The sequence below is a fragment of the Pantoea wallisii genome (genome assembly GCF_002095485.1).
Lineage (GTDB): Bacteria > Pseudomonadota > Gammaproteobacteria > Enterobacterales > Enterobacteriaceae > Pantoea > Pantoea wallisii.
In genome coordinates this window covers 50,858-74,966 of record NZ_MLFS01000016.1, presented here as the reverse complement: position 1 = coordinate 74,966, position 24,109 = coordinate 50,858, and the positions used below count along the sequence as shown (strand labels likewise).

At 56.6% G+C, this 24,109-nt stretch carries 20 protein-coding genes and 2 pseudogenes; 12 read left to right on the top strand and 10 right to left on the bottom strand.

Translation table 11 applies throughout. The annotated features are described in order from the left end of the window. From HA48_RS08180 to panD, 9 genes are all read left to right on the top strand, one after another. The coding region (locus HA48_RS08180) for a 2'-5' RNA ligase family protein (protein WP_482809941.1) at window positions 1–236 on the top strand (236 nt) is incomplete at its 5' end. Then, window positions 237–953 (top strand): DNA/RNA nuclease SfsA, encoded by a 717-nt coding sequence (sfsA, locus tag HA48_RS08175; RefSeq protein ID WP_128600574.1) that lies wholly within the window; start codon window positions 237–239, stop codon window positions 951–953. Window positions 954–1,255: 302 nt separating this feature from the next. Beyond that, a complete protein-coding gene (dksA, locus tag HA48_RS08170) occupies window positions 1,256–1,711 on the top strand; it encodes an RNA polymerase-binding protein DksA (RefSeq protein ID WP_128600573.1) in 456 nt (151 codons plus the stop codon). Window positions 1,712–1,781: 70 nt separating this feature from the next. After that, window positions 1,782–2,717, top strand: coding sequence for a tRNA glutamyl-Q(34) synthetase GluQRS (gluQRS, locus tag HA48_RS08165; RefSeq protein WP_425270662.1), 936 nt, complete (start codon window positions 1,782–1,784; stop codon window positions 2,715–2,717). A gap of 38 nt (window positions 2,718–2,755) precedes the next feature. After that, window positions 2,756–4,168 (top strand): polynucleotide adenylyltransferase PcnB, encoded by a 1,413-nt coding sequence (pcnB, locus tag HA48_RS08160; protein ID WP_208613117.1) that lies wholly within the window; start codon window positions 2,756–2,758, stop codon window positions 4,166–4,168. Further along, window positions 4,165–4,650: a 2-amino-4-hydroxy-6-hydroxymethyldihydropteridine diphosphokinase gene (gene folK / locus HA48_RS08155; RefSeq protein WP_128600570.1), complete on the top strand. Its 486-nt coding sequence runs from the start codon at window positions 4,165–4,167 to the stop codon at window positions 4,648–4,650. The genes pcnB and folK overlap by 4 nt, the downstream gene beginning before the upstream one ends. An 81-nt stretch (window positions 4,651–4,731) precedes the next feature. Next, window positions 4,732–5,526, top strand: a complete 795-nt coding sequence (gene panB / locus HA48_RS08150; protein ID WP_128600569.1) for a 3-methyl-2-oxobutanoate hydroxymethyltransferase — start codon at window positions 4,732–4,734, stop codon at window positions 5,524–5,526. Window positions 5,527–5,541: 15 nt separating this feature from the next. Continuing rightward, the gene (panC, locus tag HA48_RS08145) at window positions 5,542–6,396 is read left to right on the top strand and encodes a pantoate--beta-alanine ligase (protein WP_128600568.1); all 855 of its coding nucleotides are present in this window, start codon (window positions 5,542–5,544) and stop codon (window positions 6,394–6,396) included. Between the two features lie 40 nt (window positions 6,397–6,436). Then, window positions 6,437–6,817 (top strand): aspartate 1-decarboxylase, encoded by a 381-nt coding sequence (gene panD, locus HA48_RS08140; RefSeq protein ID WP_128600567.1) that lies wholly within the window; start codon window positions 6,437–6,439, stop codon window positions 6,815–6,817. Between the two features lie 33 nt (window positions 6,818–6,850). On the opposite strand, the gene HA48_RS08135 is transcribed toward panD, so the two are convergent. From HA48_RS08135 to hpt, 3 genes are all read right to left on the bottom strand, one after another. After that, complete coding sequence (locus HA48_RS08135; protein ID WP_128600566.1) at window positions 6,851–7,621, bottom strand: ABC transporter permease; 771 nt, start codon at window positions 7,619–7,621, stop codon at window positions 6,851–6,853. Then, window positions 7,618–8,544, bottom strand: a complete 927-nt coding sequence (locus tag HA48_RS08130) for an ABC transporter ATP-binding protein (RefSeq protein ID WP_128600565.1) — start codon at window positions 8,542–8,544, stop codon at window positions 7,618–7,620. Before HA48_RS08130 ends, HA48_RS08135 begins: the two co-directional genes overlap by 4 nt. Window positions 8,545–8,790: 246 nt before the next feature. Beyond that, complete coding sequence (gene hpt / locus HA48_RS08125; RefSeq protein WP_128600564.1) at window positions 8,791–9,327, bottom strand: hypoxanthine phosphoribosyltransferase; 537 nt, start codon at window positions 9,325–9,327, stop codon at window positions 8,791–8,793. A gap of 155 nt (window positions 9,328–9,482) precedes the next feature. Between hpt and HA48_RS08120 the strand changes: the two genes are divergently transcribed. Beyond that, on the top strand, window positions 9,483–10,772 hold the full coding sequence (locus HA48_RS08120; RefSeq protein ID WP_128600563.1) for a cystathionine gamma-synthase family protein: 1,290 nt from the start codon (window positions 9,483–9,485) through the stop codon (window positions 10,770–10,772). Here HA48_RS08120 and cueO read toward each other — a convergent pair. Continuing rightward, window positions 10,765–12,362, bottom strand: a pseudogene (cueO, locus tag HA48_RS08115) (multicopper oxidase CueO). The gene HA48_RS08120 and the pseudogene cueO sit on opposite strands and share 8 nt — an antisense overlap. Window positions 12,363–12,538: 176 nt before the next feature. Here cueO and HA48_RS08110 point away from each other — a divergent pair. Further along, window positions 12,539–12,886 carry a YacC family pilotin-like protein gene (locus tag HA48_RS08110; protein WP_128600562.1) on the top strand — a complete coding sequence of 116 codons (348 nt, stop codon included), beginning with the start codon at window positions 12,539–12,541 and terminating at the stop codon, window positions 12,884–12,886. 67 nt (window positions 12,887–12,953) lie between these two features. Here HA48_RS08110 and HA48_RS08105 read toward each other — a convergent pair whose 3' ends face one another. From HA48_RS08105 to acnB, 3 genes are all read right to left on the bottom strand, one after another. Then, on the bottom strand, window positions 12,954–13,715 hold the full coding sequence (locus tag HA48_RS08105) for a DeoR/GlpR family DNA-binding transcription regulator (RefSeq protein WP_128600561.1): 762 nt from the start codon (window positions 13,713–13,715) through the stop codon (window positions 12,954–12,956). Further along, window positions 13,712–14,077, bottom strand: a complete 366-nt coding sequence (gene yacL, locus HA48_RS08100) for a protein YacL (protein WP_128600560.1) — start codon at window positions 14,075–14,077, stop codon at window positions 13,712–13,714. The genes HA48_RS08105 and yacL overlap by 4 nt, the downstream gene beginning before the upstream one ends. A gap of 158 nt (window positions 14,078–14,235) precedes the next feature. Beyond that, window positions 14,236–16,833, bottom strand: a complete 2,598-nt coding sequence (gene acnB / locus HA48_RS08095) for a bifunctional aconitate hydratase 2/2-methylisocitrate dehydratase (protein ID WP_128600559.1) — start codon at window positions 16,831–16,833, stop codon at window positions 14,236–14,238. Between the two features lie 795 nt (window positions 16,834–17,628). On the opposite strand from acnB, the gene HA48_RS22785 reads away from it, so the two are divergent. Next, a complete protein-coding gene (locus tag HA48_RS22785; protein WP_128600558.1) occupies window positions 17,629–17,775 on the top strand; it encodes a Hok/Gef family protein in 147 nt (48 codons plus the stop codon). 146 nt (window positions 17,776–17,921) lie between these two features. Here the strand turns inward: HA48_RS22785 and lpdA are convergent, their stop codons facing one another. The 3 genes and pseudogenes from lpdA to aceE all read right to left on the bottom strand — a co-directional run bounded on the left by lpdA (window position 17,922) and on the right by aceE (window position 24,100). Further along, window positions 17,922–19,346, bottom strand: coding sequence for a dihydrolipoyl dehydrogenase (gene lpdA / locus HA48_RS08085; protein WP_128600557.1), 1,425 nt, complete (start codon window positions 19,344–19,346; stop codon window positions 17,922–17,924). 175 nt (window positions 19,347–19,521) lie between these two features. Further along, window positions 19,522–21,419 (bottom strand): annotated as a pseudogene (aceF, locus tag HA48_RS08080) (pyruvate dehydrogenase complex dihydrolipoyllysine-residue acetyltransferase). A gap of 14 nt (window positions 21,420–21,433) precedes the next feature. Continuing rightward, window positions 21,434–24,100: a pyruvate dehydrogenase (acetyl-transferring), homodimeric type gene (aceE, locus tag HA48_RS08075; protein WP_128600556.1), complete on the bottom strand. Its 2,667-nt coding sequence runs from the start codon at window positions 24,098–24,100 to the stop codon at window positions 21,434–21,436. Window positions 24,101–24,109: the final 9 nt, after the last annotated feature.

The window sequence follows — 24,109 nt, the reverse complement described above, 5'->3', positions numbered from 1 at the left end:
CCAGCCTGCTGCGCGCGCAGGCGGCGCGTCACGGCTGTGCGCAGAGCGCGCAGCCCTTCCATCCGCACATTACGTTATTGCGTCACGCCACACAGAAGGTGGCTCTGCCCGCACGCGGGTTCCACTGGCGCTGTGACATCAGCCATTTTGCGCTGTTCGCTTCGCAATTCCGCCAGGGCCGCACACACTATCAGGCGCTGGCCCGCTGGCCACTGCGCGCATCATCAGGAGAGTGAATGCAGTTTGATCCCCCGCTTAAGCCCGCCCGTCTGATTGCCCGTTATAAACGCTTTTTAGCCGATGTGGTCACGCCAGAGGGCGAAACGCTGACCATCCACTGTGCGAACACCGGTGCGATGACCGGATGCGCCACGCCCGGCGATACCGTGTGGTACTCCACATCCCACAGCGTAACGCGCAAATACCCGCACAGCTGGGAGCTGACCGAGACACAGCAAGGCCACTGGATCTGTGTCAATACGCTGCGGGCCAACCAGCTGGTACGCGAGGCGCTGGCGCGCGCAGCGCTTCCGGAGTTTTCCGCCTACAGCCACTGCCAGGCCGAAGTGAAATATGGCACGGAAAAAAGCCGAATTGACTTCCTGCTGCAAGCGGAGGGGAGATCGAACTGCTATATTGAAGTCAAGTCCGTCACCCTTTTACAACATGGTAAAGGCTACTTTCCGGATGCGGTGACGGCTCGTGGACAGAAACATCTGCGCGAACTCAGCACAATCGTGGCAGAAGGCCATCGGGCCGTTATGTTGTTTGCTGTTCTGCATACGGGGATTGAGGACGTTTCCCCGGCGCGCCATATCGATGCGCACTATGCAGAACTACTGGTACAGGCGCAGCGCTGTGGTGTGGAGGTGTTGGCGTATCAGGCTCAGATCACTCCTGAACAAATGTTGCTCACTCGTGCGATTAACGTATCAGTTAACGCAGGGTTGTAATATTTATCACTATTTTTTGTGCCAGGATTACGCTGGGCGGGACGCTAATTACGCTGTTACTCACAGGCTTGTCAAGGTGCGGTCAGGAATAATTGCCAACCTTGATTGCTTCTGCTATTTATAGCGGCCTGTTTTTTTCCCTGATGGGAATCGATATCCCCGAAATGACTCGGGTTGCAGGCAGGCGGCAGGCATTGAATCCGCGGGCGCTTACCTCAGTAAGCAACGAGGCATTCAACGCAGCCAACGTAACATGCGATCTGAAGCATGATGGGTAGTGCGTGTTATCCAGGAGAAACAACATGCAAGAAGGGCAAAACCGTAAAACATCGTCCCTGAGTATCCTCGCCATTGCTGGTGTGGAGCCGTATCAGGTAAAACCGGGCGAAGAGTACATGAACGACGCCCAGCTGGAGCACTTCCGCAAGATTCTGGAAGCCTGGCGCAACCAACTCAGGGATGAAGTAGATCGTACTGTGTCACACATGCAGGACGAAGCTGCTAACTTCCCGGACCCGGTTGACCGTGCAGCCCAGGAAGAGGAGTTCAGCTTAGAGCTGCGTAACCGCGATCGTGAGCGCAAACTCATTAAAAAGATTGAGAAAACGCTTAAGAAAGTGGAAGACGACGACTTCGGCTACTGCGAATCCTGCGGTGTTGAGATTGGTATCCGCCGTCTTGAAGCGCGTCCGACTGCCGATCTCTGCATCGACTGCAAAACGCTGGCAGAAATCCGCGAGAAGCAGATGGCAGGCTAATGGCCGTCAACAGACTGTCACCGCACTGCCGGGGAGACCACTGTTTTCCCGGCGTGCGGTGTACCACGAAATGATGTCTCTCACTCCTCCCTGCATCGGGCGTTTTGCTCCCTCTCCTTCTGGTGATCTTCACTTCGGTTCGCTGATAGCCGCGTTAGGCAGCTACCTGAGCGCGCGCGCGCAACAGGGACGCTGGCTGGTACGGATTGAAGATATCGATCCGCCGCGTGAAGTTGCCGGTGCCGCTACGCGTATTTTACAGCAGCTGGAGCACTACGGCCTGCAGTGGGACGGCGAGGTGCTGTGGCAGTCACAGCGCCATGCGGCCTACCGCGAAGCGCTGGCATGGCTGCGCACGCATCGTCAAAGCTACTTTTGCACCTGCCCGCGCAGCCGCATTCAGCAGCTGGGCGGTGTGTACGATGGTCACTGCCGTGCGTTACAGCTGCCGCCGGATAACGCCGCGCTGCGCCTGCGTCAGCATGCGCCGGTATATGGTTTTGACGATCGCCTGCGCGGCCATCTGCAGGCCGACGCCCGGCTGGCGGAAGAGGACTTTATTATTCATCGCCGTGACGGGCTGTTTGCCTATAACCTGGCGGTGGTGGTTGACGATCATTTTCAGGGCGTGACAGAGATTGTGCGCGGCGCAGATTTGATTGCCCCAACCGTGCGCCAGATCGCGCTCTATCAACAATTTGGCTGGCCGGTGCCGGATTATCTGCATCTGCCGCTGGCAATCAACCATGATGGCAATAAGCTGTCGAAGCAGAATCATGCCCCAGCGTTACCGGCGGGTGATGCGCGGCCGCTGCTGGTCCAGGCGCTGCGCTTCCTTGGGCAACCGGTAGCGGAAGGCTGGCAGGACTTGTCGCCGGCATCACTGCTGAGTGAAGCCGTCCGGCACTGGAGCCCTGCGCACATACCGCAGAACAACGCGCTGAAACCGGATGAGGCGACAACGCCATTCCTAAATGGTTCGCAACAGGCTATGATTAGCCGCTGATTTTATTCACACCCATTTTCTCACTGTCGAGGTGTCCCATTTTTACCCGAGTCGCTAATTTTTGCCGGAGAGTCCTCAAGCGTGACGAGGAGGCATTTGAAGAGGTGGAAACGGAGAGTCTGATGACCGTTATTCCCCGTGAAAGCCACACTATCTCACGCAAAGATATCAGCGAAAACGCCCTTAAAGTGCTGTATCGCCTGAACAAAGCCGGTTACGAAGCTTATCTGGTTGGCGGCGGCGTGCGCGATTTGCTGCTGGGTAAAAAGCCGAAGGACTTTGACGTGACGACCAACGCCACGCCAGAGCAGATGCGCAAGCTGTTCCGCAACTGCCGTCTGGTTGGCCGTCGTTTCCGCCTGGCGCACGTAATGTTTGGTCCCGAAGTGATCGAAGTAGCCACCTTCCGTGGTCATCATCAGGAAGAGGCGGAGGACGATCGCAACAGTTCCCAGCGCGGCCAGAATGGCATGCTGCTGCGCGACAATATTTTTGGCAGCATTGAAGACGATGCACAGCGCCGCGATCTGACCATCAACAGCCTCTACTACAGCGTGGCCGATTTCACCGTGCGCGATTACGTTGGCGGCCTGCAGGATCTGCAGGAGGGCATTGTCCGCCTGATTGGTGATCCGGAGACGCGTTATCGTGAAGATCCGGTGCGCATGCTGCGCGTGGTGCGCTTCGCCGCCAAACTGGATATGCGTATCGCCGCAGAAACCGCTGAGCCGATTCCACGCCTCGCCACACTGCTGAACGACATTCCGCCCGCGCGTCTGTTTGAAGAGTCTCTCAAGCTTTTGCAGGCCGGTTACGGCTATCGCACTTACCAGATGATGCGCGAGTATCAGCTGTTCCAGCCGCTGTTCCCGACGCTGGCGCGCAACTTTACCGAACAGGGCGACAGCTCAATGGAGCGGATGGTGGCGCAGGTGCTGAAAAACACCGATAACCGCATCCATAACGATATGCGCGTCAATCCGGCGTTCCTGTTTGCCGCGATGTTCTGGTATCCGCAGCTGGAGTCTGCCGAGCAGATTGCCCAGGAGAGCGGCCTGACCTACTTCGATGCGTTCGCGCTGTCGATGAACGAAACGCTGGATGAAGCCTGCCGGGCGCTGGCCATTCCTAAGCGTATTACCACGCTGGTACGCGATATCTGGCAGCTTCAGCTGCGTATGTCGCGCCGCCACGGCAAACGGGCGTGGAAACTGATGGAGCATCCTAAGTTCCGCGCCGCTTACGATCTGCTGGCGCTTCGTGCCGAAGTGGAAAATAACCACGAACTGCAACGTCTGAGCCACTGGTGGGGCGAGTTCCAGTCAGCGGTGCCTGTGCAGCAGAAAACCATGCTGAACACGCTGGGCGACGATCCGGCGCCGCGCCGCAAACCGCGTCGTCCGCGCCGCCGTCCTGCCGGCCCACGTCGTGACAACAACAGCGCAACATGACCCGCGTCTATCTGGCATTAGGCAGTAATCTGGCCGATCCGCTGCATCAGGTTGATGCAGCGCTTGCCGCGCTGGATGCCATTCCGGATACCACGCGCGTCGCCACCTCTTCGTTTTACCGCACGCCGCCGTACGGGCCGCCGGATCAACCGGATTACCTGAATGCGGTGGTGGCGCTGGATACCCGCCTGGCTGCTGAGGCGCTGCTCGATCACACCCAGCGCATTGAGCTGGAGCATGGTCGCGTACGCAAAGCGGAACGCTGGGGACCACGCACGCTGGATCTCGACATCATGCTGTTCGGTAACGAAGTCATTCATACGCCGCGCCTGACGGTGCCCCACTACGACATGCACAACCGCGCCTTTATGCTGGTGCCGCTGCTGGAGATCGCGCCGGGTCTGCGTCTGCCAAACGGTCAGCCGCTGGCGGGTATCCTTGCCACGCTCGATCGCAGCGCCATTTCACCCTGGTCCGTCTGAGCCGCCAGAATCGCACGTCTGTCGTATCGCCTTTGCAATCAATCCAGTACACTGCGCGCATCAGAAACGCCGGAGATTGCGATGAAACCGACAACCCTCTCTCACTTACGCCAGCTGAAAGCCAGCGGCCGCAAATTTGCTACGCTGACAGCCTACGATTTCAGCTTCGCCCGTCTGTTTGCCGATGAAGGTATTCAGGTGATGCTGATTGGCGATTCACTCGGTATGACCGTGCAGGGCCATGACTCTACGCTGCCGGTGACGGTCGCGGACATCGCCTATCACACGGCGGCCGTTCGCCGCGGCGCGCCTGCTGCGCTGATCATGGCGGACCTGCCGTTCATGAGTTACGCCACACCGCAGCAGACCTTTGATAACGCCGCACAGCTGATGCGAGCCGGCGCCAATATGGTGAAACTGGAGGGCGGCGCATGGCTGGCGGAGACCGTACGTATGCTTACCGAACGCGCCGTGCCGGTGTGCGGCCACCTGGGCCTGACGCCACAGTCGGTAAACATTTTTGGCGGCTATAAAGTGCAGGGGCGTGATGAAACCGGTGCTGAACGCCTGGTGGCAGATGCGCTGGCGCTGGAAGCGGCCGGTGCACAGCTGCTGGTGCTGGAGTGCGTGCCGGTTACGCTGGCAGAGCGCGTCACCAAAGCGCTGTCGATTCCGGTCATTGGCATCGGTGCCGGTAACGTGACCGACGGCCAGATTCTGGTGATGCACGATGCGTTGGGGATCACCGGCGGCCATATTCCAAAATTTGCCAAAAATTTCCTCGCAGAAACCGGCGACATTCGCGCCGCGATTCGCCAGTATATTGCCGACGTTGAGGCCGGCACTTATCCTGCCGCCGAACACAGTTTCCAGTAAATCAGGAGAGTTGCAGTGCTGATCATTGAAACGCTGCCGATGCTGCGCCGTGAGATTCGTCGCTGGCGTCAGGCGGGCAAACGTATCGCGCTGGTGCCTACCATGGGCAACCTGCATGACGGACACCTTACGCTGGTGGACGAAGCGCGTGAGCGTGCCGATATCGTGGTGGTCTCTGTTTTTGTCAACCCGATGCAGTTTGATCGTCCCGACGATCTGGCGCGCTATCCGCGCACCCTGCAGGACGATTGCGAAAAGCTTAACCGCCACCGGGTCGATCTGGTGTTTGCCCCGGCACCGGCGGATGTCTATCCGCAGGGGCTCGACAGCCAGACCTTTGTGGAAGTCCCCGGCCTCTCTTCACTGCTGGAGGGCGCCAGCCGTCCGGGCCATTTCCGTGGCGTCTCGACCATTGTCAGCAAGCTGTTCAATCTGGTTCAGCCGGATATCGCCTGCTTTGGTGAGAAAGATTTTCAGCAGCTGGCGATCATCCGCAAAATGGTGGCGGATATGGGCTTTGATATTGAGATCGTCGGCGTGCCAACGGTACGTGCCAAAGATGGTCTGGCCCTGAGCTCCCGTAACGGCTATCTGACCGCCGATGAGCGCAAACTCGCGCCGGGCTTAAGCCAGGTGATGCATAGCATGGCGGAGCGCCTGAGCAACGGCGAGCGGCATGTGGATGAGATTATCGAACATGCTGAAGCGGCGCTGCGCGACAAAGGTTTCCGTCCGGACGGGCTGGCAATTTGCGATGCCGAAACGCTACAGCCGCTTACCGTCGAAAGTCAGCGCGCCGTGATTCTGATGGCCGCCTGGCTCGGCAACGCGCGCCTGATTGATAATCAGCAAGTGGATCTGACGGCGTAAGGCCGTTGTGTTATCAGCCGTACAACAGGGTTATTTCACTATGATTCGTACCGTTCTACAGGGCAAACTGCACCGCGTGAAAGTGACACAGGCAGATTTGCATTACGAAGGCTCCTGCGCCATCGACCAGGATTTCCTTGATGCCTCCGGCATTCTGCAATATGAAGCCATCGACATTTACAATGTCACCAACGGCCAGCGTTTCTCCACGTACGCGATCGCCGCCGAGCGCGGCTCAAAGATTATCTCGGTTAACGGTGCAGCAGCGCGCTGCGCCTGCGAAGGCGACATCATGATCATCTGTTCGTATGTGCAGGTGGAGGATGAAGCGGCGCGCAGCTGGCAGCCTAAAGTGGCCTATTTTGAAGGCGACAATGAGATGAAACGTATTGCGAAGGCGTTACCGGTACAGGTAGCGTGATACAACAAGGGCGGCTTTCGCCGCCCTTCTCTGTCAGGTACGTAACCCGCGTCCACGCTGAATCAGCGCATACACCAGCACGTAAAACACCACGATAAACGCCACCAGCACCGAGAGTGTGAACACCAGCGGTACATCGTTAATGCCAAGGAAGCCGTAGCGGAAACCGCTGATCATATATACCACCGGGTTCAGCTTCGAGACCGCCTGCCAGAACGGCGGCAGCAGCGCCAGCGAGTAGAACACGCCCCCGAGGTAGGTTAACGGCGTCAGCACGAAGGTGGGAATCAGGCTGATATCATCAAAGGTGCGGGCAAAGACCGCATTCAGCAAACCGGCCAGCGAGAACAGAATCGCCGTCAGCAGCAGCGTCAGTGCCACCATCGGCCACGAAAATACGTGGAACGGCACAAAGAACAGCGAAACCGCCGTCACCAGAATGCCCACGCACACGCCACGCGCTACGCCGCCGCCCACATACCCGGCAATGATGATGTGCGTTGGCACTGGCGCCACCAGCAGCTCTTCAATGTTGCGCTGGAACTTGGCGCTGAAGAACGAGGAGGCGACATTGGCGTAAGCGTTAGTGATAACGGCCATCATGATCAGGCCCGGCACAATAAACTGCATATAGCTGAAGCCATGCATATCACCAATGCGCGAACCTATCAGGTTGCCAAAGATGATGAAGTAGAGCGTCATGGTGATCACCGGCGGTACCAGCGTCTGAATCCAGATGCGGGCAAAGCGGTTGATCTCCTTCGCCCAGATGCTTTTCAGCGCCACCCAGTACAAATGCGTCATGCTTTCACTCCTGTTTTTCCCTGCGTCAGGCTGACGAACAGCTCTTCCAGGCGGTTGGCTTTGTTACGCATGCTCAGCACCTGCACGCCCTGCGCGCTCAGCTGGCTAAACACGCTGTTGAGCCCCTGTTCACGCATCACTTCCACTTCCAGCGTTGATGTGTCCACTAAGCGATACTGGAAGCCTTCCAGCTGCGGCAGCGGGCTGCGCGGGGCCAGATCGAGAATAAAGGTCTCTGACTGCAGCTTAGAGAGCAGTCCTTTCATGGAGGTGTTCTCGACCAGTTCACCGCTCTGGATGATGCCGATATTGCGGCACAGCATCTCCGCCTCCTCCAGATAGTGCGTGGTCAGGATGATGGTAGTGCCCTGCACGTTCAGCTCTTTCAGGAACGCCCACATAGAGCGACGCAGTTCAATGTCCACGCCGGCGGTCGGCTCATCCAGAATCAGCAGTTTTGGCTCATGCATCAGCGCACGGGCGATCATCAGACGACGCTTCATGCCGCCCGATAACATGCGCGCACGTTCGTTACGCTTGCCCCAGAGATCGAGCTGGTTGAGGTATTTTTCTGCGCGCTTGTTCGCTTCCGCGCGTTCAACGCCGTAATACCCGGCCTGATTGACCACAATTTGCATCACGGTCTCAAACGGGTTGAAGTTGAACTCCTGCGGAACCAGCCCCAGCTGGCGCTTCGCGTTAACCACATCTTTCTGCAGATCGTAGCCAAACACGCGCACGCTGCCGCCAGATTTATTCACCAGCGAGCTGATAATGCCGATGGTGGTTGACTTACCGGCACCGTTCGGCCCCAGTAAGGCATAAAAGTCGCCGGCTTCCACGGTAAGATCGAGGCCTTTCAGCGCCTGTACGCCGCCGGGATAGGTCTTGGTCAACCCGGAAAGTTCCAGTGCATAAGTCATTGCGAGTCCATACCCTGTTTTAGTGACATCATTGCCTGATTAAAATGATAGTGCGCTCACGTCGAGCGTGCGGGGTTATTCAGCGATAAAGAGTGTGAAATCAAAGGAATTGCGCAGAGCGATAACCCACGACACTCTACCACTCAGCGTGGCGCAGGGAAATGCACGCCGGGCCCGTAAGTCATTGAGTTACGGGCTGCGCATCTTATCGCAGGCGGTGGGAATCAGCCTTGGAAGATTGTGCGGTTATGCGTCCAGCGGCGTAACTTTGCCGATATACGGCAAATGACGGTAGCGCTGAGCATAGTCGATACCAAAACCGACCACAAACTCATCGGGAATGGTAAAGCCGACAAACTCTACCGGCACCTCAACTTCGCGGCGTTCAGGTTTATCCAGCAGCGTACAGATCGCCAGCGATTTTGGCTCACGCAGGCGCAGGATTTCGCGCACTTTGCTCAGGGTATTGCCGGAGTCGATGATATCTTCAACGATCAGCACATCTTTCCCCCGGATGTCCTCGTCGAGATCTTTGAGGATCTTTACGTCACGCGTCGTGGACATGCCGCTGCCGTAGCTGGAAGCAGTCATGAAATCGACCTCATGAGAGACATCAATGGCGCGGCACAGATCGGCCATAAACATAAAGGAGCCGCGCAGCAGGCCAACCAGCACCATTTCGCTGCCGCTGTCGCGGTAGTGCTCACTAATCTGTTTGCCCAGCTCGGCAATACGGGTTGCGATCTCCTGCTCAGAGATCATCACGTCGACGGTGTGTTTCATTGCAATCGCCTGGTTAAGGTTTTCAGAAAGCCACGAAGTCTATCATAGTCGGGCGTGGCGCTAACGCCGCGCACAAAACGCAAACGTTACCGTGGCAAAAATTATTGCACTGGCCTTTACTTCAGAAACCCTGCCCGCCCGCTCCGGAGAACTCTATGGCCGCTTCATCCAGTAAAAAAACAGCGATCGGCACACGCGCGCTGCATCCTGAAACGCAAATGCTTAACTATGGCTACGATCCGCGCCTGTCGGAAGGGGCGGTTAAACCGCCCGTCTTCCTTACCTCGACCTTTGTTTTTAACAGTGCCGAAGAGGGGCAGGACTTTTTCGATTTTGTCGCCGGACGCAAACAGCCGCCCGAGGGCAAAAGCGGCGGGCTGGTCTATTCACGCTTTAATCATCCCAACAGCGAAATCGTTGAGGATCGGCTGGCGATTTATGAAGAGGCGGAGAGCGCTGCGCTGTTCTCCTCGGGTATGTCGGCGATTGCGACCACCCTGCTCACTTTTGCGCGCCCCGGTGAAGTGATTCTGCACTCCCAGCCGCTGTACGGCGGAACGGAAACGCTGCTGAGCAAAACCCTGCACGACCTGGAGATCAAAGCCGTGGGCTTTAGCGACGGCACCGATGAGGACAGCGTGTACGAAGCGGCGAAGATGGCGTGGCAGCGCGGGCGCGTGGCGCTGATCCTGATTGAAACGCCGGCCAATCCCACCAACAGCCTGGTGGATATTCGCCTGATGCAGCAGGTGGCGGACCTCATTGCGCAGCAGCAGGGTTCGCGGCCGATTTTAGCCTGCGACAATACCCTGCTCGGCCCGCTGTTCCAGCGCCCGCTGCAGCACGGCGCTGATATCTCACTCTATTCCCTGACCAAATATGTGGGCGGCCACTCCGATCTGATTGCCGGTGCCGCGCTGGGCAGTAAGACGCTGATCAATAAAGTGCGTTCGCTGCGCAGCGCAATTGGAACGCAGCTCGATCCCCACTCCAGTTGGATGATTGGTCGTTCACTGGAGACGCTCTCGCTGCGCATGGAAAAAGCCGCCAGTAACGCAGAAAAAGTGGCGGCGTTTTTACGCGATCATCCGCAGGTGGAGAGACTGCACTGGCTGCCGTACCTGGATGCCAGCAGCCCGGCAGGCACAACCTGGCAGCGCCAGTGCAGCGGCGCGGGCTCGACCTTCTCTTTTGATATTCAGGGCGGGCAGCCAGCAGCATTTCGTTTTCTCAATACGCTGGCCCTGTTCAAACTGGCGGTGAGCCTGGGCGGCACCGAATCGCTCGCCAGCCATCCCGCCAGTACCACCCATTCGGGCGTACCGCAGGCGCAGCGCCAGCGCTTCGGCATTACCGATGCCACGATACGTCTCTCGATTGGCATCGAAAACGCCGACGATCTGATTGAGGATATGCGCCTGGCGCTGGAGGCCGCGCTTAACTGACGGTGAAGCCCAGCATCATGCCGGTATCCTCGTGCTCCAGCAGATGGCAGTGCGCCATATAGGCGTTATCGGCATTGGCCACGTAGTTAAAACGCACCAGCACTTCGCTGCGCCAGCCGTCCACGCTCACCATGTCTTTCCAGCCGGCACGGTGTGGCGCGGGCGGCTTGCCGTTCTCTGACAGGATACGAAACTGGGTGCCGTGGATATGGAACGGATGCAGCATCGCATCGCCCTCGCCTGAGATAGTCCACTTCTCCAGCTTACCGAGCGGTACATCAAACATCGGCTTCGTCATATTGAACGCCTGCCCGTTTATCTTGTTACCGTTATGGAAATCATACGCCGCCGTTTTGCCGTGCTGGCTGTGATCCATGGGCATGCTGCCGTGGTCCATCGCCATGCTGCCATGTTCATCCTTCATGTCATGGCCCTTCATATCATGGCCTTGCATGTTGCCCATCGCTTTATCACCGTAGCGATCCTTCAGCGCCTGCATGCCCTGTTGATCAAGCTGCGGGTCCATCATCAGCTGCAGCCAGCGGTTTTGCAGGCCTTCGGCGGATGGCACAGGCGGCAGATCCACCAGTTTATCCGGCAGCGTACCGCTGGCCATGACGCGCAGCGGCAGAATCTGCACCAGCGGTAACGGCTGATCGAACGGGGCCAGCGTCATGCCCATCTGCGTGACCGGCAGCGTAACGATATCGAAAGGCTTGCCGTCAGAGGTATCGACCAACACTTCGAAGCGCTCTCCCGGCAGCAGTGGCAGACTCTCTACGCTGATCGGTTCCGCCAGCAGGCCGCCATCGCTGCCCACCACATACAGCGGACGCCGATCGCTGGCGGCGATGTGCAGCGAGCGGGCGTTACAGCCGTTGAGCAGGCGCAGGCGCAGCCAGCCGCGCGGTACGGCATGCTGTGGATACGCTACGCCGTTGGTCAGCATTAAATCGCCAAACCAGCCCACGGCGGCACGCATGATATCGAGCTGATAATCGATGCGCGATCCCGCTTTGTTAAGCTGCTTATCCTGGAAAATCAGCGGCACATCATCTTCGCCCCACTGCATTGGCAGGCGTAGCTTACCAGACGCCTCATCCTCCAGCAGCACCAGGCCGGCAAGGCCCTGCGCTACCTGATAGCCGGTGCTGCCGTGCTGGTGCGGATGGTACCAGCAGGTCGCGGCGGGCTGATCGGGCGTAAGGTAACCTGCCGCGTCGCGCCCGGCGCAATCATCGCCTGCGGTCCGCCATCCACCGCGCCGGGAATCTCCAGCCCGTGCCAGTGCAGCGTGGTGGCTTCTGGCAAATGGTTGCGGATATTCACCGTTACCGCTTTCTCGCGTTGCAGACGCAGCGCCGGGCCGAGCAGCGCGCCGTTATAGCCCCAGGTCGGCACCGCTTTGCCGTTCCACTGGCTGGTGCCGGCCATTGCGGTCAGCGTGTAGTGCCCCTGCGCATCCGGTTCAAGCAGTGAGGGCACAGGCAGCAGCGGGCGCGTGGCCGCCATCAGCGAGCGACTCCACAGCGGCAGCGCACCCGCTGCGCTGAGCGCGGCGGTCAACTTAAGAAAATGGCGACGTTGCATACTCTTATCCTTGTCGTGAATAAGGGCACAGGGTAAACCTTTCCCCTGTGGGAGGGTCAAGCGCTGAAACAGAATGTCCTGAGAAAAAGGCGCGAAAGGCCCATTTAGGCAAATTTAGCGGAATCCCTGCGGTAACTGTGCTAACGTCAATAAATTGTCCTTTGTTGAGAATGATTATGACGAAAAGCATCAAGATCCTGCTGCTGGCGGGACTCCTTGGCTTCTCCTCCACCAGCTTTGCTCTGAGCGAATCCGAAGCGGAAGATCTGGCTGACCTCACGGCAGTTTTTGTCTACCTGAAAAATGATTGCGGCTATCAGGATTTGCCGGACGCGCAGATTCGTAAAGCGCTGGTGTTCTTTGCCCAGCAGAATCGGTGGGATCTCAGTAACTACAGCGCGTACAACATGAAGTCGCTCGGCGAAGAGAGCTACAAAGATTTGAGCGGCATCGCCATCAATAACGACAAGAAGTGTAAATCGCTGGCGCGCGACTCCCTGAGTTTGCTGGCGTATGTGAAGTAGCGTATCGCCTAATGCGGTCTGGCCCGCATGCGGCAAAGGAAACCAAACCGCCCTGACGGACGGTTTATCAAACCGTCAGCTGCAGGGCAATGCCGCGTTCACGCAGGTTGCGGCACACCGTCTCATCCAGGCGAGCGTCGGTAACCACATCGGTCAGGCTCTCTATCGGCGCGGCGCACCAAAGCGACCATGAGCCATATTTGCTGCTGTCTGCCAGCAAAACACGGCGACGCGCATTCGCCAGCAGGTCCATCTTTAACCCGGCCTTCTCTTCCGTCGGCGTGGTAATTCCCCGCTCGATACTCCATGAGTTACAGCTGACAAACGCGACATCCGGATTGATACTGCGCAGCAAACGGCGCCCGTGCTCACCAATACAGGACTGGCTGGAGTCATCAATACGGCCGCCGATGATAGTGGTCTCAATCTGTTTGAATTCGGAGAGAAACAGCGCGATATGCAGATCGGCGGTGATCACCCGCAGCTGCAGATGGGTAAGCTGACGCGCCAGCTCCAGCATAGTGGTACCGGCATCCAGCACCACCGCATCACCAGACTTTACGTAGCTGGCGGCAAACTGCGCGATGGCCTGCTTCTCTGCCAGATTACGCTGCATCTTCTCCAGCGTCGTGGGCTGGGCAGAAATGAACCGGTTTAGCGTCACGCCACCGTGGCTGCGGCTAATTACGCCTTCTTTGTCGAGCTTAATCAGATCGCGGCGGATGGTGGCGGGTGACGCAGAGATCGCGCATACCAGCTGTTCTACCGTGACCAGGTTATGGCTTTTGAGATAGTCCATAATCTGGTCGAGACGGCTTTGTCCCTTCATAATTTTCCCGCCATAAATTGACGGTACGCGGCGATCACCGCGAGAAAATCTTCGACGCCGCAAAAAGAGAGACTCTCCTCATCGTAATAGGTCATGCCCTCTTCAATACCGTCATCTTCCAGCGCCAGCTGGTTTGCACGAATCATCACCTCCTCCTCATCCAGCCAGAGGGTGTATTCATGCCCCACGCGCTGCCACTGATTGATGGTGCCTTTTACCTCACGGGCAGCGGCCTCGACATCATCCAGCAGCGCCAGATTATCCTTCACCTCTTCGTTGAACCAGTGTCCCACCGCTTCGTGGTCCATCGACATGCGGACTTTGACCTGACCGGTTACGTCGCGCAGAAATTCATATTCCATGTTTGCCTCATGCTCATGCTTCGCGCCAGGCGGCACCGTTCCGGTAAGTGTGGGCGTTGTGCGCGTAATAAAGTGGGATTGCGCTCGCATTATGCCTGGAGGCTGAGGCATAAAAAAGGGGACGATTGGCATCGTCCCCTTCTCCTTCCTGCTACGACTTATACAGCCGTCTGGAAGATTACGCTATCGGCTTTCTCGGTGTACTGACCCAGCTGGTCAAAGTTGAGGTAGCGATAGGTGTCATCAGCGGTCTTATCAACCTGTACCATGAACTGCTGGTACTCATCCGGCGTTGGCAGTTTACCCAGCAGCGATGACACCGCAGCCAGCTCGGCCGAGGCCAGGAACACGTTCGCGCCCGTACCCAGACGGTTCGGGAAGTTACGCGTAGAAGTAGAGACCACGGTGGCACCATCCTTCACGCGCGCCTGGTTACCCATGCAGAGTGAGCAGCCCGGGATCTCGATGCGTGCACCGCTCTTACCAAAGACGCTGTAGTAGCCCTCTTCAGTCAGCTGTGCGGCATCCATCTTGGTTGGCGGTGCCACCCAGAGGCGCGTCGGCAGCTGGCCTTTATGCGCATCCAGCAGTTTACCTGCCGCACGGAAGTGACCGATATTGGTCATGCACGAGCCAATGAACACTTCGTCGATCTTCTCGCCCTGGACGTCAGACAACCAGCGCGCATCATCCGGATCGTTTGGCGCACACAGGATAGGCTCTTTGATATCCGCCAGATCGATCTCGATCACCGCCGCATACTCTGCATCGGCGTCAGCTTCCAGCAGTTGCGGATCGGCCAGCCATTTTTCCATGCCCTGAATACGGCGCTCGAGCGTACGACGATCGCCGTAGCCTTCAGAGATCATCCACTTCAGTAGCACGATGTTCGAGCTGAGATACTCGATAATCGGCTCTTTATCCAGCTTGATGGTACAGCCGGCAGCAGAGCGCTCTGCTGAGGCGTCAGTCAGTTCAAACGCCTGCTCCACTTTCAGCTTCGGCAGACCTTCGATCTCCAGCACGCGACCGGAGAAGATATTTTTCTTACCTTTCTTCTCAACGGTCAGCAGGCCCTGCTTGATAGCGTACAGCGGAATCGCATGCACCAGATCGCGCAGCGTGATGCCCGGTTGCATTTCACCTTTGAAACGCACCAGCACCGACTCCGGCATATCCAGCGGCATCACGCCGGTTGCAGCAGCAAACGCGACCAGACCCGAGCCCGCCGGGAAGGAGATACCAATCGGGAAACGGGTGTGCGAGTCACCGCCGGTGCCCACGGTATCCGGCAGCAGCATACGGTTCAGCCAGCTGTGGATAACGCCATCGCCCGGACGCAGCGACACGCCGCCACGGTTCATGATGAAGTCCGGCAGCGTGTGGTGCGTGGTGACGTCTACCGGCTTCGGATACGCCGCGGTATGACAGAACGACTGCATCACCAGATCGGACGAGAAGCCGAGGCACGCCAGGTCTTTCAGTTCATCACGGGTCATTGGACCGGTGGTATCCTGAGAACCGACCGAGGTCATCTTCGGTTCGCAGTAAGCGCCCGGACGGATACCGTCCACACCGCAGGCGCGACCGACCATCTTCTGCGCCAGTGAGTAACCACGGCTGCTGGCCGCCACATCTTTTGCCTGCTGGAACACATCGCTGTGCGGCAGACCCAGTGATTCACGCGCTTTGGTGGTCAGGCCGCGACCGATGATCAGCGGAATACGGCCACCGGCACGCACTTCATCCAGCAGGACGTCGGTTTTCAGCGCAAAGGTTGCCAGCAGTTCATCCGTTTCGTGATGACGAACTTCGCCTTTATACGGGTAAACGTCAATCACATCGCCCATGTTCAGGCGGTCAACGTCCAGCTCGATGGGCAGTGCGCCGGCATCTTCCATGGTGTTGAAGAAGATCGGCGCGATTTTACCGCCCAGGCACAGGCCGCCGCCCTTTTTGTTTGGCACGTAAGGGATATCGTCACCCATGAACCACAGCACCGAGTTGGTAGCGGATTTACGGGAAGAGCCGGTACCGACTACGTCGCCGACATACGTCAGCGGGAAGCCTTTTTGCTGCAGCGCTTCGATCTGTTTGATCGGCCCAATGTTGCCAGCCTCGTCGGGTTCGATGCCGTCACGTGGGTTTTTCAGCATTGCCAGCGCGTGCAGTGGAATATCCGGGCGTGACCATGCATCCGGCGCGGGAGAGAGATCGTCGGTGTTGGTTTCGCCGGTCACTTTGAACACGGTGGTAGTGATTTTTTCTGCCAGCTTAGGACGCTTCAGGAACCATTCGGCATCAGCCCAGGACTGGAGAATTTTTTTCGCGTGTACGTTACCCGCTTTGGCTTTCTCTTCGACATCGTAGAAGTTATCGAACATCAGCAGCGTGTGGGACAGGGCTTCAGCGGCGATTGGCGCCAGGGTCTCATCGTCAAGCGCATCAATCAGCGCATGGATGTTATAGCCGCCCTGCATGGTGCCCAGCAGTTCAACTGCTTTTTCACGAGTAACCAGAGGAGAGTGGGCTTCGCCCTTTGCGATAGCTGCCAGGAATCCGGCTTTAACATATGCCGCTTCATCTACACCTGGCGGGACTCGATTGACCAGCAGGTCAATCAGGAATTCTTCTTCACCCGCAGGCGGGTTTTTCAGCAGTTCAACCAGCGCGGCCATCTGGGAAGCATCTAACGGCTTAGGTACGATCCCCTGGGCAGCACGCTCGGCAACGTGCTTACGGTATTCTTCTAGCACGACGTTCTCCTCGCTCTCATTGTATAGCTTTCCGGTGCACCTGTTGATGCTGTCAAACAGTAGGGTGAGGTGCCCGGTTCTGCGTCGGCCAGCATAGCAGGATTTCGGCAGATTGTTAATCCGTTTACAAAAAAGCAACATTCGCGCGTTATTTAGCAGATTTATCTGTGGCTTGAGCAACATCACAGAAAATTGCCGGGTCTGTTGAGATGCGTTAAGCCTCTGCCGGGCAGTACCGAAGCGGGCTCGTGCTATTTGACAGGGCCAGATAAACAGCGCCAGCAGCGTGACATCGGCGCATTAACAAAGAGCGCTATCCATAACCTGTTCTGCTTTTTCAGAAAAGTTCGCTAACTTCTGGTTATGCAGGCCAGCAGCTAACACCATACAGGGCTGATAATTTTATTCAGCACTATTAAGAGCCCTTTTTCATACAATTCATGCCCGGATTTATTACTCTCTTTTGTATTCACACAATCCCGTTATCTTTTAATAAATAAAAGAAAAATGATATTCATGGGCTAATTAAGTTAAATAATCCCGTAAAAGATAAATGTATTAATAACATTCAGTAAAATAACAAAACAGAAGAAATAAATAATGAAATAAGAGGGAAAACGCGTAGACTGCCTGCGGCGCTTGAGGCTATCTGCCTTAAGTTCTGACAAGTGAGGTGGATAGTGAGGAGTGAGTTGTGCGATTAATTTTCATTAACCGCACGAGCGAGCGACCCACTGACACCTAAGCAATGTCAGGGTAGTCGCTCGCTCGTGCTATTGCAAGGAGTAAGTGATTATGAAGTTAAGATTCAGCACGCTGATTATCAGCGGGCTCATACTGTTAAGTTTGTGTCTGGCCAGTCGCAGTTCGCTTTGCGAATTACGACTGCGGATATTCACTGCTGAATTATCGGCTATCATGGCCTACGAAGCTCAACCGTAAACTTCTTTAGCGGGAGTTCGCTCCCGCTATTCCGGCATCGCGGGATGTTTGCCCTTGCGCCTTTTTTATCGATATTTTTAAGTTGTACCTGTAATAAAAAACGGCTCCTTTCGGGAGCCGTTACTTTATTTATTCAGAGACAAAGCTTATCTCTTTTTCGCTTTCGCATTTGGCAGGTCAGTAATACTGCCTTCAAACACTTCAGCTGCCAGACCGACTGACTCATGCAGCGTTGGGTGCGCGTGAATGGTCAGCGCGATGTCTTCCGCATCACAGCCCATTTCAATCGCCAGACCAATTTCACCCAGCAGCTCGCCACCGTTAGTGCCGACAATTGCACCACCGATCACGCGATGCGTCTCTTTGTCGAAGATCAGTTTGGTCATACCGTCTGCGCAGTCAGAAGCAATAGCACGGCCTGAAGCTGCCCAAGGGAAGGTGGAGACTTCGTAGCTGATGCCCTTCTCTTTTGCTTCTTTCTCGGTCAGACCGACCCATGCAACCTCTGGCTCGGTATAGGCGATAGATGGGATCACTTTCGGGTCGAAGTAGTGCTTCAGGCCCGAGATCACTTCTGCCGCGACGTGACCTTCGTGCACACCTTTGTGCGCCAGCATTGGCTGACCGACGATATCGCCGATTGCATAGATGTGTGGCACGTTGGTGCGCATCTGCTTGTCAACGCGAATGAAGCCGCGGTCGTCCACTTCCACGCCCGCTTTACCGGCATCCAGACCTTTACCGTTCGGTACGCGGCCAATTGCCACCAGTACCGCATCGTAACGCTGTGCTTCAGCTGGCGCTTTTTTGCCTTCCATAGAGACATAGATACCGTCGTCTTTGGCATCAACAGCGGTAACTTTGGTCTCCAGCATCAGGTTGAACTTCTTGCTGATACGCTTGGTGAAGACTTTGACCACGTCTTTATCGGCTGCCGGGATAACCTGGTCGAACATCTCGACCACATCAATCTCTGAACCCAGCGCATGGTACACGGTCGCCATCTCCAGACCGATGATACCGCCGCCCATAACCAGCAGACGCTTCGGTACTTCTTTCAGCTCCAGCGCATCGGTAGAGTCCCATACGCGCGGATCGCTATGAGGAATGAAAGGCAGTTCGATTGGACGTGAGCCTGCAGCGATGATGGCGTTATCGAAGTTGATGGTGGTCGCGCCGCCTTCACCTTCCACCACCAGGGTGTTGGCACCGGTGAATTTACCCAGACCGTTCACCACTTTCACTTTACGGCCTTTGGCCATACCGGCCAGTCCGCCTGTCAGCTGAGTGATGACTTTCTCTTTCCAGGTACGAATTTTGTTGATGTCAGTCTGAGGCTGACCAAACACGATACCGTGCTCTTCCAGCGCTTTCGCCTCTTCAATCACTTTCGCGACGTGCAGCAGCGCTTTCGATGGGATACAGCCTACGTTCAGACACACACCACCGAGGGAGCTGTAACGCTCAACCAGAACGGTTTCCAGACCTAAATCAGCGCAACGGAAGGCTGCAGAGTAACCTGCAGGACCTGCCCCAAGTACCACGACTTGAGTTTTAATCTCTGTACTCATCATGACCTCTTGTTAGATTTCCGGCGGCCAGACGTAGAGTCTATCCCAGACTCCGGATGCCCTATATCCACCGGGACATTTCACCGCGAGAGTTTACAGAATTGTTAACAAACTGCCAACCGCGGCAACTCCGAATGCTTACAACAAGGCCGGCATTCGCCGGCCTTGATTAACGTCACATCACCAGACGGCGAATATCAGACAGCATATTGTTGATGATGGTGATGAAGCGCGCACCATCAGCACCGTCGATCACGCGGTGGTCGAAGGAGAGCGAGATGGGCATCATCAGACGCGGTGCAAACTCTTTGCCATTCCAGACCGGCTCCATCGCTGACTTAGAGACACCGAGGATAGCCACTTCCGGCGCGTTCACAATCGGCGCGAAGTGCGTGGTGCCCAGGCCACCGAGGCTGGAGATGGTGAAGCAGCCGCCCTGCATGTCGCTGGCGGTCAGCTTGCCATCACGCGCCTTCTTCGAGGTCGCCATCAGTTCACGCGACAGCTCGGTGATGCCCTTCTTGTTCACGTCTTTGAACACCGGAACCACCAGACCGTTTGGCGTATCCACCGCTACACCGATATTGATGTACTTCTTCAGCGTCAGTTTCTGACCATCTTCAGACAGCGAGCTGTTGAAACGTGGCATCTGCTCCAGCGCAGCCGCTACTGCTTTCATGATGAACACGACAGGCGTGAACTTCACATCCAGCTTACGCTTCTCAGCTTCAGCGTTCTGCTGTTTGCGGAACGCTTCCAGATCGGTGATATCGGTTTTATCGAAGTGAGTCACGTGCGGGATCATCACCCAGTTACGGCTCAGGTTAGCACCCGAGATTTTCTGGATACGGCCCAGCTCCACTTCTTCGATTTCGCCGAACTTGCTGAAGTCCACTTTCGGCCATGGCAGCATGCCTGGCAGACCGCCGCCAGCAGCCGCAGCCGGTGCCGCTTCTGCACGCTTAACGGCGTCTTTCACGTAAGTCTGCACATCCTCTTTCAGGATGCGGCCTTTGCGGCCGGTGCCTTTGACTTTCGCCAGGTTCACGCCGAACTCGCGCGCCAGGCGACGAATCACCGGCGTCGCGTGGACATAAGCATCGTTCTCAGCAAACTCGCTCTTCGCTTCGGTTTTCGCTGCGGCTGGCGCAGGCGCTGCCGCGGGCTTCGCTTCTGCTGCCGGTGCGGCATCCTGTTTCGCTGCCGGTGCCGATGCCGCAGGCGCTGCGCCTTCGACTTCAAACACCATGATCAGTGAACCGGTGCTGACTTTATCGCCCGTTGAGACTTTCAGCTCTTTGACCGTACCAGCGAATGGCGCCGGAACTTCCATCGAAGCTTTATCGCCTTCAACCACAATCAGTGACTGCTCAGCTTCAACTTTGTCGCCCACTTTAACCAGCACTTCGGTGACTTCCACTTCGTCGCCACCAATGTCCGGTACGTTGACCTCTTTCGCACCCGCAGCCGCAGCCGGTGCAGAGGCAGCAGCCTCTTTCACTTCCGGCTTCGCGTCAGCTTTCGGCGCTGCGCCTTCGGCTTCGAAGATCATGATCAGTGAACCTGTGTTCACTTTATCGCCGGTAGCGATCTTGATCTCTTTCACCACGCCCGCAAACGGTGCAGGCACTTCCATGGAGCTTTATCGCCCTCCACGGTGATCAGCGACTGCTCGGCTTCAACTTTGTCGCCGACTTTAACCAGAATTTCGGTTACTTCGACTTCATCGCCGCCGATATCCGGCACGTTGACGTCTTTCGCTTCAGTGGATGCCGCTGCTGCTGGCGCCGCTTCGGCCTTCTTCTCTTCTGCCGCCGGGGCAGGTGCAGCCTCTGCGGCACCCTCCGCGTCAAAGATCATGATCAGTGAACCGGTATTCACTTTGTCACCGGTAGAGATTTTGATCTCTTTCACCACGCCGGCCTGCGGCGAAGGCACTTCCATTGAGGCTTTATCGCCTTCCACGGTGATCAGCGACTGCTCAGCTTCAACCTTGTCGCCCACCTTCACCAGGATCTCGGTCACTTCAACTTCGTCTGACCCGATATCCGGTACGTTAATTTCGATAGCCATTACTCTCTTACCTCTTAAGCCAGACGCGGGTTAACTTTATCGGCGTCGATATCGAATTTCGCGATCGCGTCCGCAACCACTTTCTTATCGATCTCGCCGCGTTTAGCCAGCTCACCCAGCGCAGCTACCACCACATACGATGCATCCACTTCGAAGTGGTGACGCAGGTTTTCGCGGCTGTCAGAACGCCCGAAGCCATCGGTACCCAGCACGCGATAGTCGCTGGCCGGTACGTAGCTGCGAACCTGCTCTGCAAACAGCTTCATGTAGTCGGTTGATGCCACAGCCGGCGCATCGTTCATCACCTGAGCGATGTAAGGTACACGCGCTTCTTCGGTCGGATGCAGCATATTCCAGCGCTCACAATCCTGGCCATCACGCGCCAGTTCGGTGAACGAGGTCACGCTGTAGACGTCAGAACCGATACCGTACTCTTTCGCCAGGATCTGTGCGGCTTCACGTACGTGGCGCAGGATAGAACCTGAGCCCAGCAGCTGCACTTTGCCTTTGCTGCCCTCTACCGTCTCCAGCTTGTAGATACCCTTACGGATACCCTCTTCCGCACCCTGCGGCATCGCTGGCATGTGGTAGTTTTCGTTCAGCGTGGTGATGTAGTAGTAGATGTTTTCCTGCGCTTCACCGTACATACGTACCAGGCCATCATGCATGATGACTGCCACTTCGTAGGCGTAAGACGGATCGTAAGAGATACAGTTCGGGATAGTCAGCGACTGAATGTGGCTGTGACCATCTTCGTGCTGCAGACCTTCGCCGTTCAGCGTAGTACGACCAGAGGTGCCGCCGACAAGGAAGCCGCGCGCCTGCTGATCGCCCGCCAGCCACATCAGATCGCCGATGCGCTGGAAGCCAAACATCGAGTAATAGATGTAGAACGGGATCATTGGCAGATTGTTGGTGCTGTAAGACGTTGCCGCCGCCAGCCAGGATGAACCTGCGCCCAGCTCGTTAATCCCTTCCTGCAGGATCTGGCCTTTTTCGTCCTCTTTATAGTAAGCAACCTGCTCACGGTCCTGAGGCGTATACTGCTGGCCGTTCGGGCTATAGATACCAATCTGACGGAACAGACCTTCCATACCGAAGGTACGGGCTTCGTCCGCGAGGATCGGTACCAGGCGATCTTTGATCGACTTGTTCTTCAGCATCACGTTCAGTGCACGCACGAAAGCGATGGTGGTTGAGATCTCTTTGTTCTGCTCTTCCAGCAGCGCGCTGAACTCTTCCAGCGCAGGCATCTCCAGCTTCTCGCTGAAGTTTGGCTGGCGGGTTGGCAGGTAGCCGCCCAGTTTTTCACGCTGGCCGTGCAGGTAGTTGTACTCTTCAGAGCCTTTTTCGAAGGTGACGTAAGGCAGATCTTCGATTTTGTCATCGGCCACTGGCACGTTGAAGCGATCGCGGATGTAGCGTACGCCATCCATGTTCATCTTCTTCACCTGGTGCGCAATGTTTTTGCCTTCCGCGGTGTCGCCCATACCATAGCCTTTAATGGTATGTGCCAGAATCAGCGTTGGCTGACCTTTGGTCTCCTGCGCTTTCTTCAGGGCAGCGTAGACTTTCTTCGGATCGTGACCACCGCGGTTCAGGGCGAAGATCTCTTCGTCGGACCAGTCTTTCACCAGCGCGGCGGTCTCCGGGTATTTACCGAAGAAGTGCTCACGTACGTAAGCGCCATCGCGGGATTTAAAGGTCTGATAATCGCCATCAACGGTTTCGTTCATCAGCTGGATCAGTTTACCGCTGGTGTCTTTCTTCAACAGCTCATCCCAGCGACCGCCCCAGATCACTTTGATCACGTTCCAGCCAGCACCGGCAAAGATGCCTTCCAGCTCGTTAATGATCTTGCCGTTACCGGTGACCGGGCCATCCAGACGCTGCAGGTTACAGTTGATGATGAAGACCAGGTTATCCAGCTTCTCACGGGTCGCGATGGTGATTGCGCCTTTTGATTCCGGCTCATCCATTTCGCCATCGCCCAGGAAGGCGTAAACGGTCTGGTTAGCGGTATCTTTCAGACCACGGTGATGCAGATACTTCAGGAATTTAGCCTGATAAATCGCATTCAGCGGACCCAGACCCATAGAAACGGTCGGGAACTGCCAGAACTCCGGCATCAGTTTCGGGTGCGGATAAGAGGAGAGACCGTTGCCGTGCACTTCCTGACGGAAGTTGTTCATCTGCTCTTCAGTCAGACGCCCTTCCAGGAACGCGCGTGCGTAGATACCTGGAGAGATGTGACCCTGGAAGTAAACCAGATCGCCACCGTCTTTTTCGCTGCGCGCACGGAAGAAGTGGTTAAAGCACACTTCATAAATGGTGGCAGAGGACTGGAAGGAGGACATGTGGCCACCCAGCTCCAGATCTTTCTTCGACGCACGCAGAACTGACATGATGGCGTTCCAGCGAATTGCGGAACGGATACGACGTTCAAGAGAGGTGTTGCCCGGATAGTCCGGTTCATCTTCAACAGCAATAGAGTTGATGTAGTTGCTTACGGCGTTACCGCCCGCAGCCACTTTCACACCACCTTTGCGGGCAGCACTTAATACCTGGTCAATCAGATACTGCGCGCGCTCAACACCTTCTTCACGGATGACCGATTCGATCGCCTGTAGCCAGTCACGAGTTTCGATCGGATCCACGTCATTCTGTAAACGTTCTGACATGGGGTGTAT

What these genes read in the sequence shown, in the direction of transcription:
- sfsA (WP_128600574.1), top strand. Translation starts at nt 237, where the DNA reads ATGCAGTTTGATCCCCCGCTTAAGCCCGCCCGTCTGATTGCCCGTTAT.
- dksA (WP_128600573.1), top strand. Translation starts at nt 1,256, where the DNA reads ATGCAAGAAGGGCAAAACCGTAAAACATCGTCCCTGAGTATCCTCGCC.
- gluQRS (WP_425270662.1), top strand. Translation starts at nt 1,782, where the DNA reads ATGATGTCTCTCACTCCTCCCTGCATCGGGCGTTTTGCTCCCTCTCCT.
- folK (WP_128600570.1), top strand. Translation starts at nt 4,165, where the DNA reads ATGACCCGCGTCTATCTGGCATTAGGCAGTAATCTGGCCGATCCGCTG.
- panB (WP_128600569.1), top strand. Translation starts at nt 4,732, where the DNA reads ATGAAACCGACAACCCTCTCTCACTTACGCCAGCTGAAAGCCAGCGGC.
- panD (WP_128600567.1), top strand. Translation starts at nt 6,437, where the DNA reads ATGATTCGTACCGTTCTACAGGGCAAACTGCACCGCGTGAAAGTGACA.
- HA48_RS08135 (WP_128600566.1), bottom strand. Translation starts at nt 7,621, where the DNA reads ATGACGCATTTGTACTGGGTGGCGCTGAAAAGCATCTGGGCGAAGGAG.
- HA48_RS08130 (WP_128600565.1), bottom strand. Translation starts at nt 8,544, where the DNA reads ATGACTTATGCACTGGAACTTTCCGGGTTGACCAAGACCTATCCCGGC.
- hpt (WP_128600564.1), bottom strand. Translation starts at nt 9,327, where the DNA reads ATGAAACACACCGTCGACGTGATGATCTCTGAGCAGGAGATCGCAACC.
- HA48_RS08120 (WP_128600563.1), top strand. Translation starts at nt 9,483, where the DNA reads ATGGCCGCTTCATCCAGTAAAAAAACAGCGATCGGCACACGCGCGCTG.
- HA48_RS08110 (WP_128600562.1), top strand. Translation starts at nt 12,539, where the DNA reads ATGACGAAAAGCATCAAGATCCTGCTGCTGGCGGGACTCCTTGGCTTC.
- HA48_RS08105 (WP_128600561.1), bottom strand. Translation starts at nt 13,715, where the DNA reads ATGAAGGGACAAAGCCGTCTCGACCAGATTATGGACTATCTCAAAAGC.
- yacL (WP_128600560.1), bottom strand. Translation starts at nt 14,077, where the DNA reads ATGGAATATGAATTTCTGCGCGACGTAACCGGTCAGGTCAAAGTCCGC.
- HA48_RS22785 (WP_128600558.1), top strand. Translation starts at nt 17,629, where the DNA reads ATGAAGTTAAGATTCAGCACGCTGATTATCAGCGGGCTCATACTGTTA.
- lpdA (WP_128600557.1), bottom strand. Translation starts at nt 19,346, where the DNA reads ATGAGTACAGAGATTAAAACTCAAGTCGTGGTACTTGGGGCAGGTCCT.
- aceE (WP_128600556.1), bottom strand. Translation starts at nt 24,100, where the DNA reads ATGTCAGAACGTTTACAGAATGACGTGGATCCGATCGAAACTCGTGAC.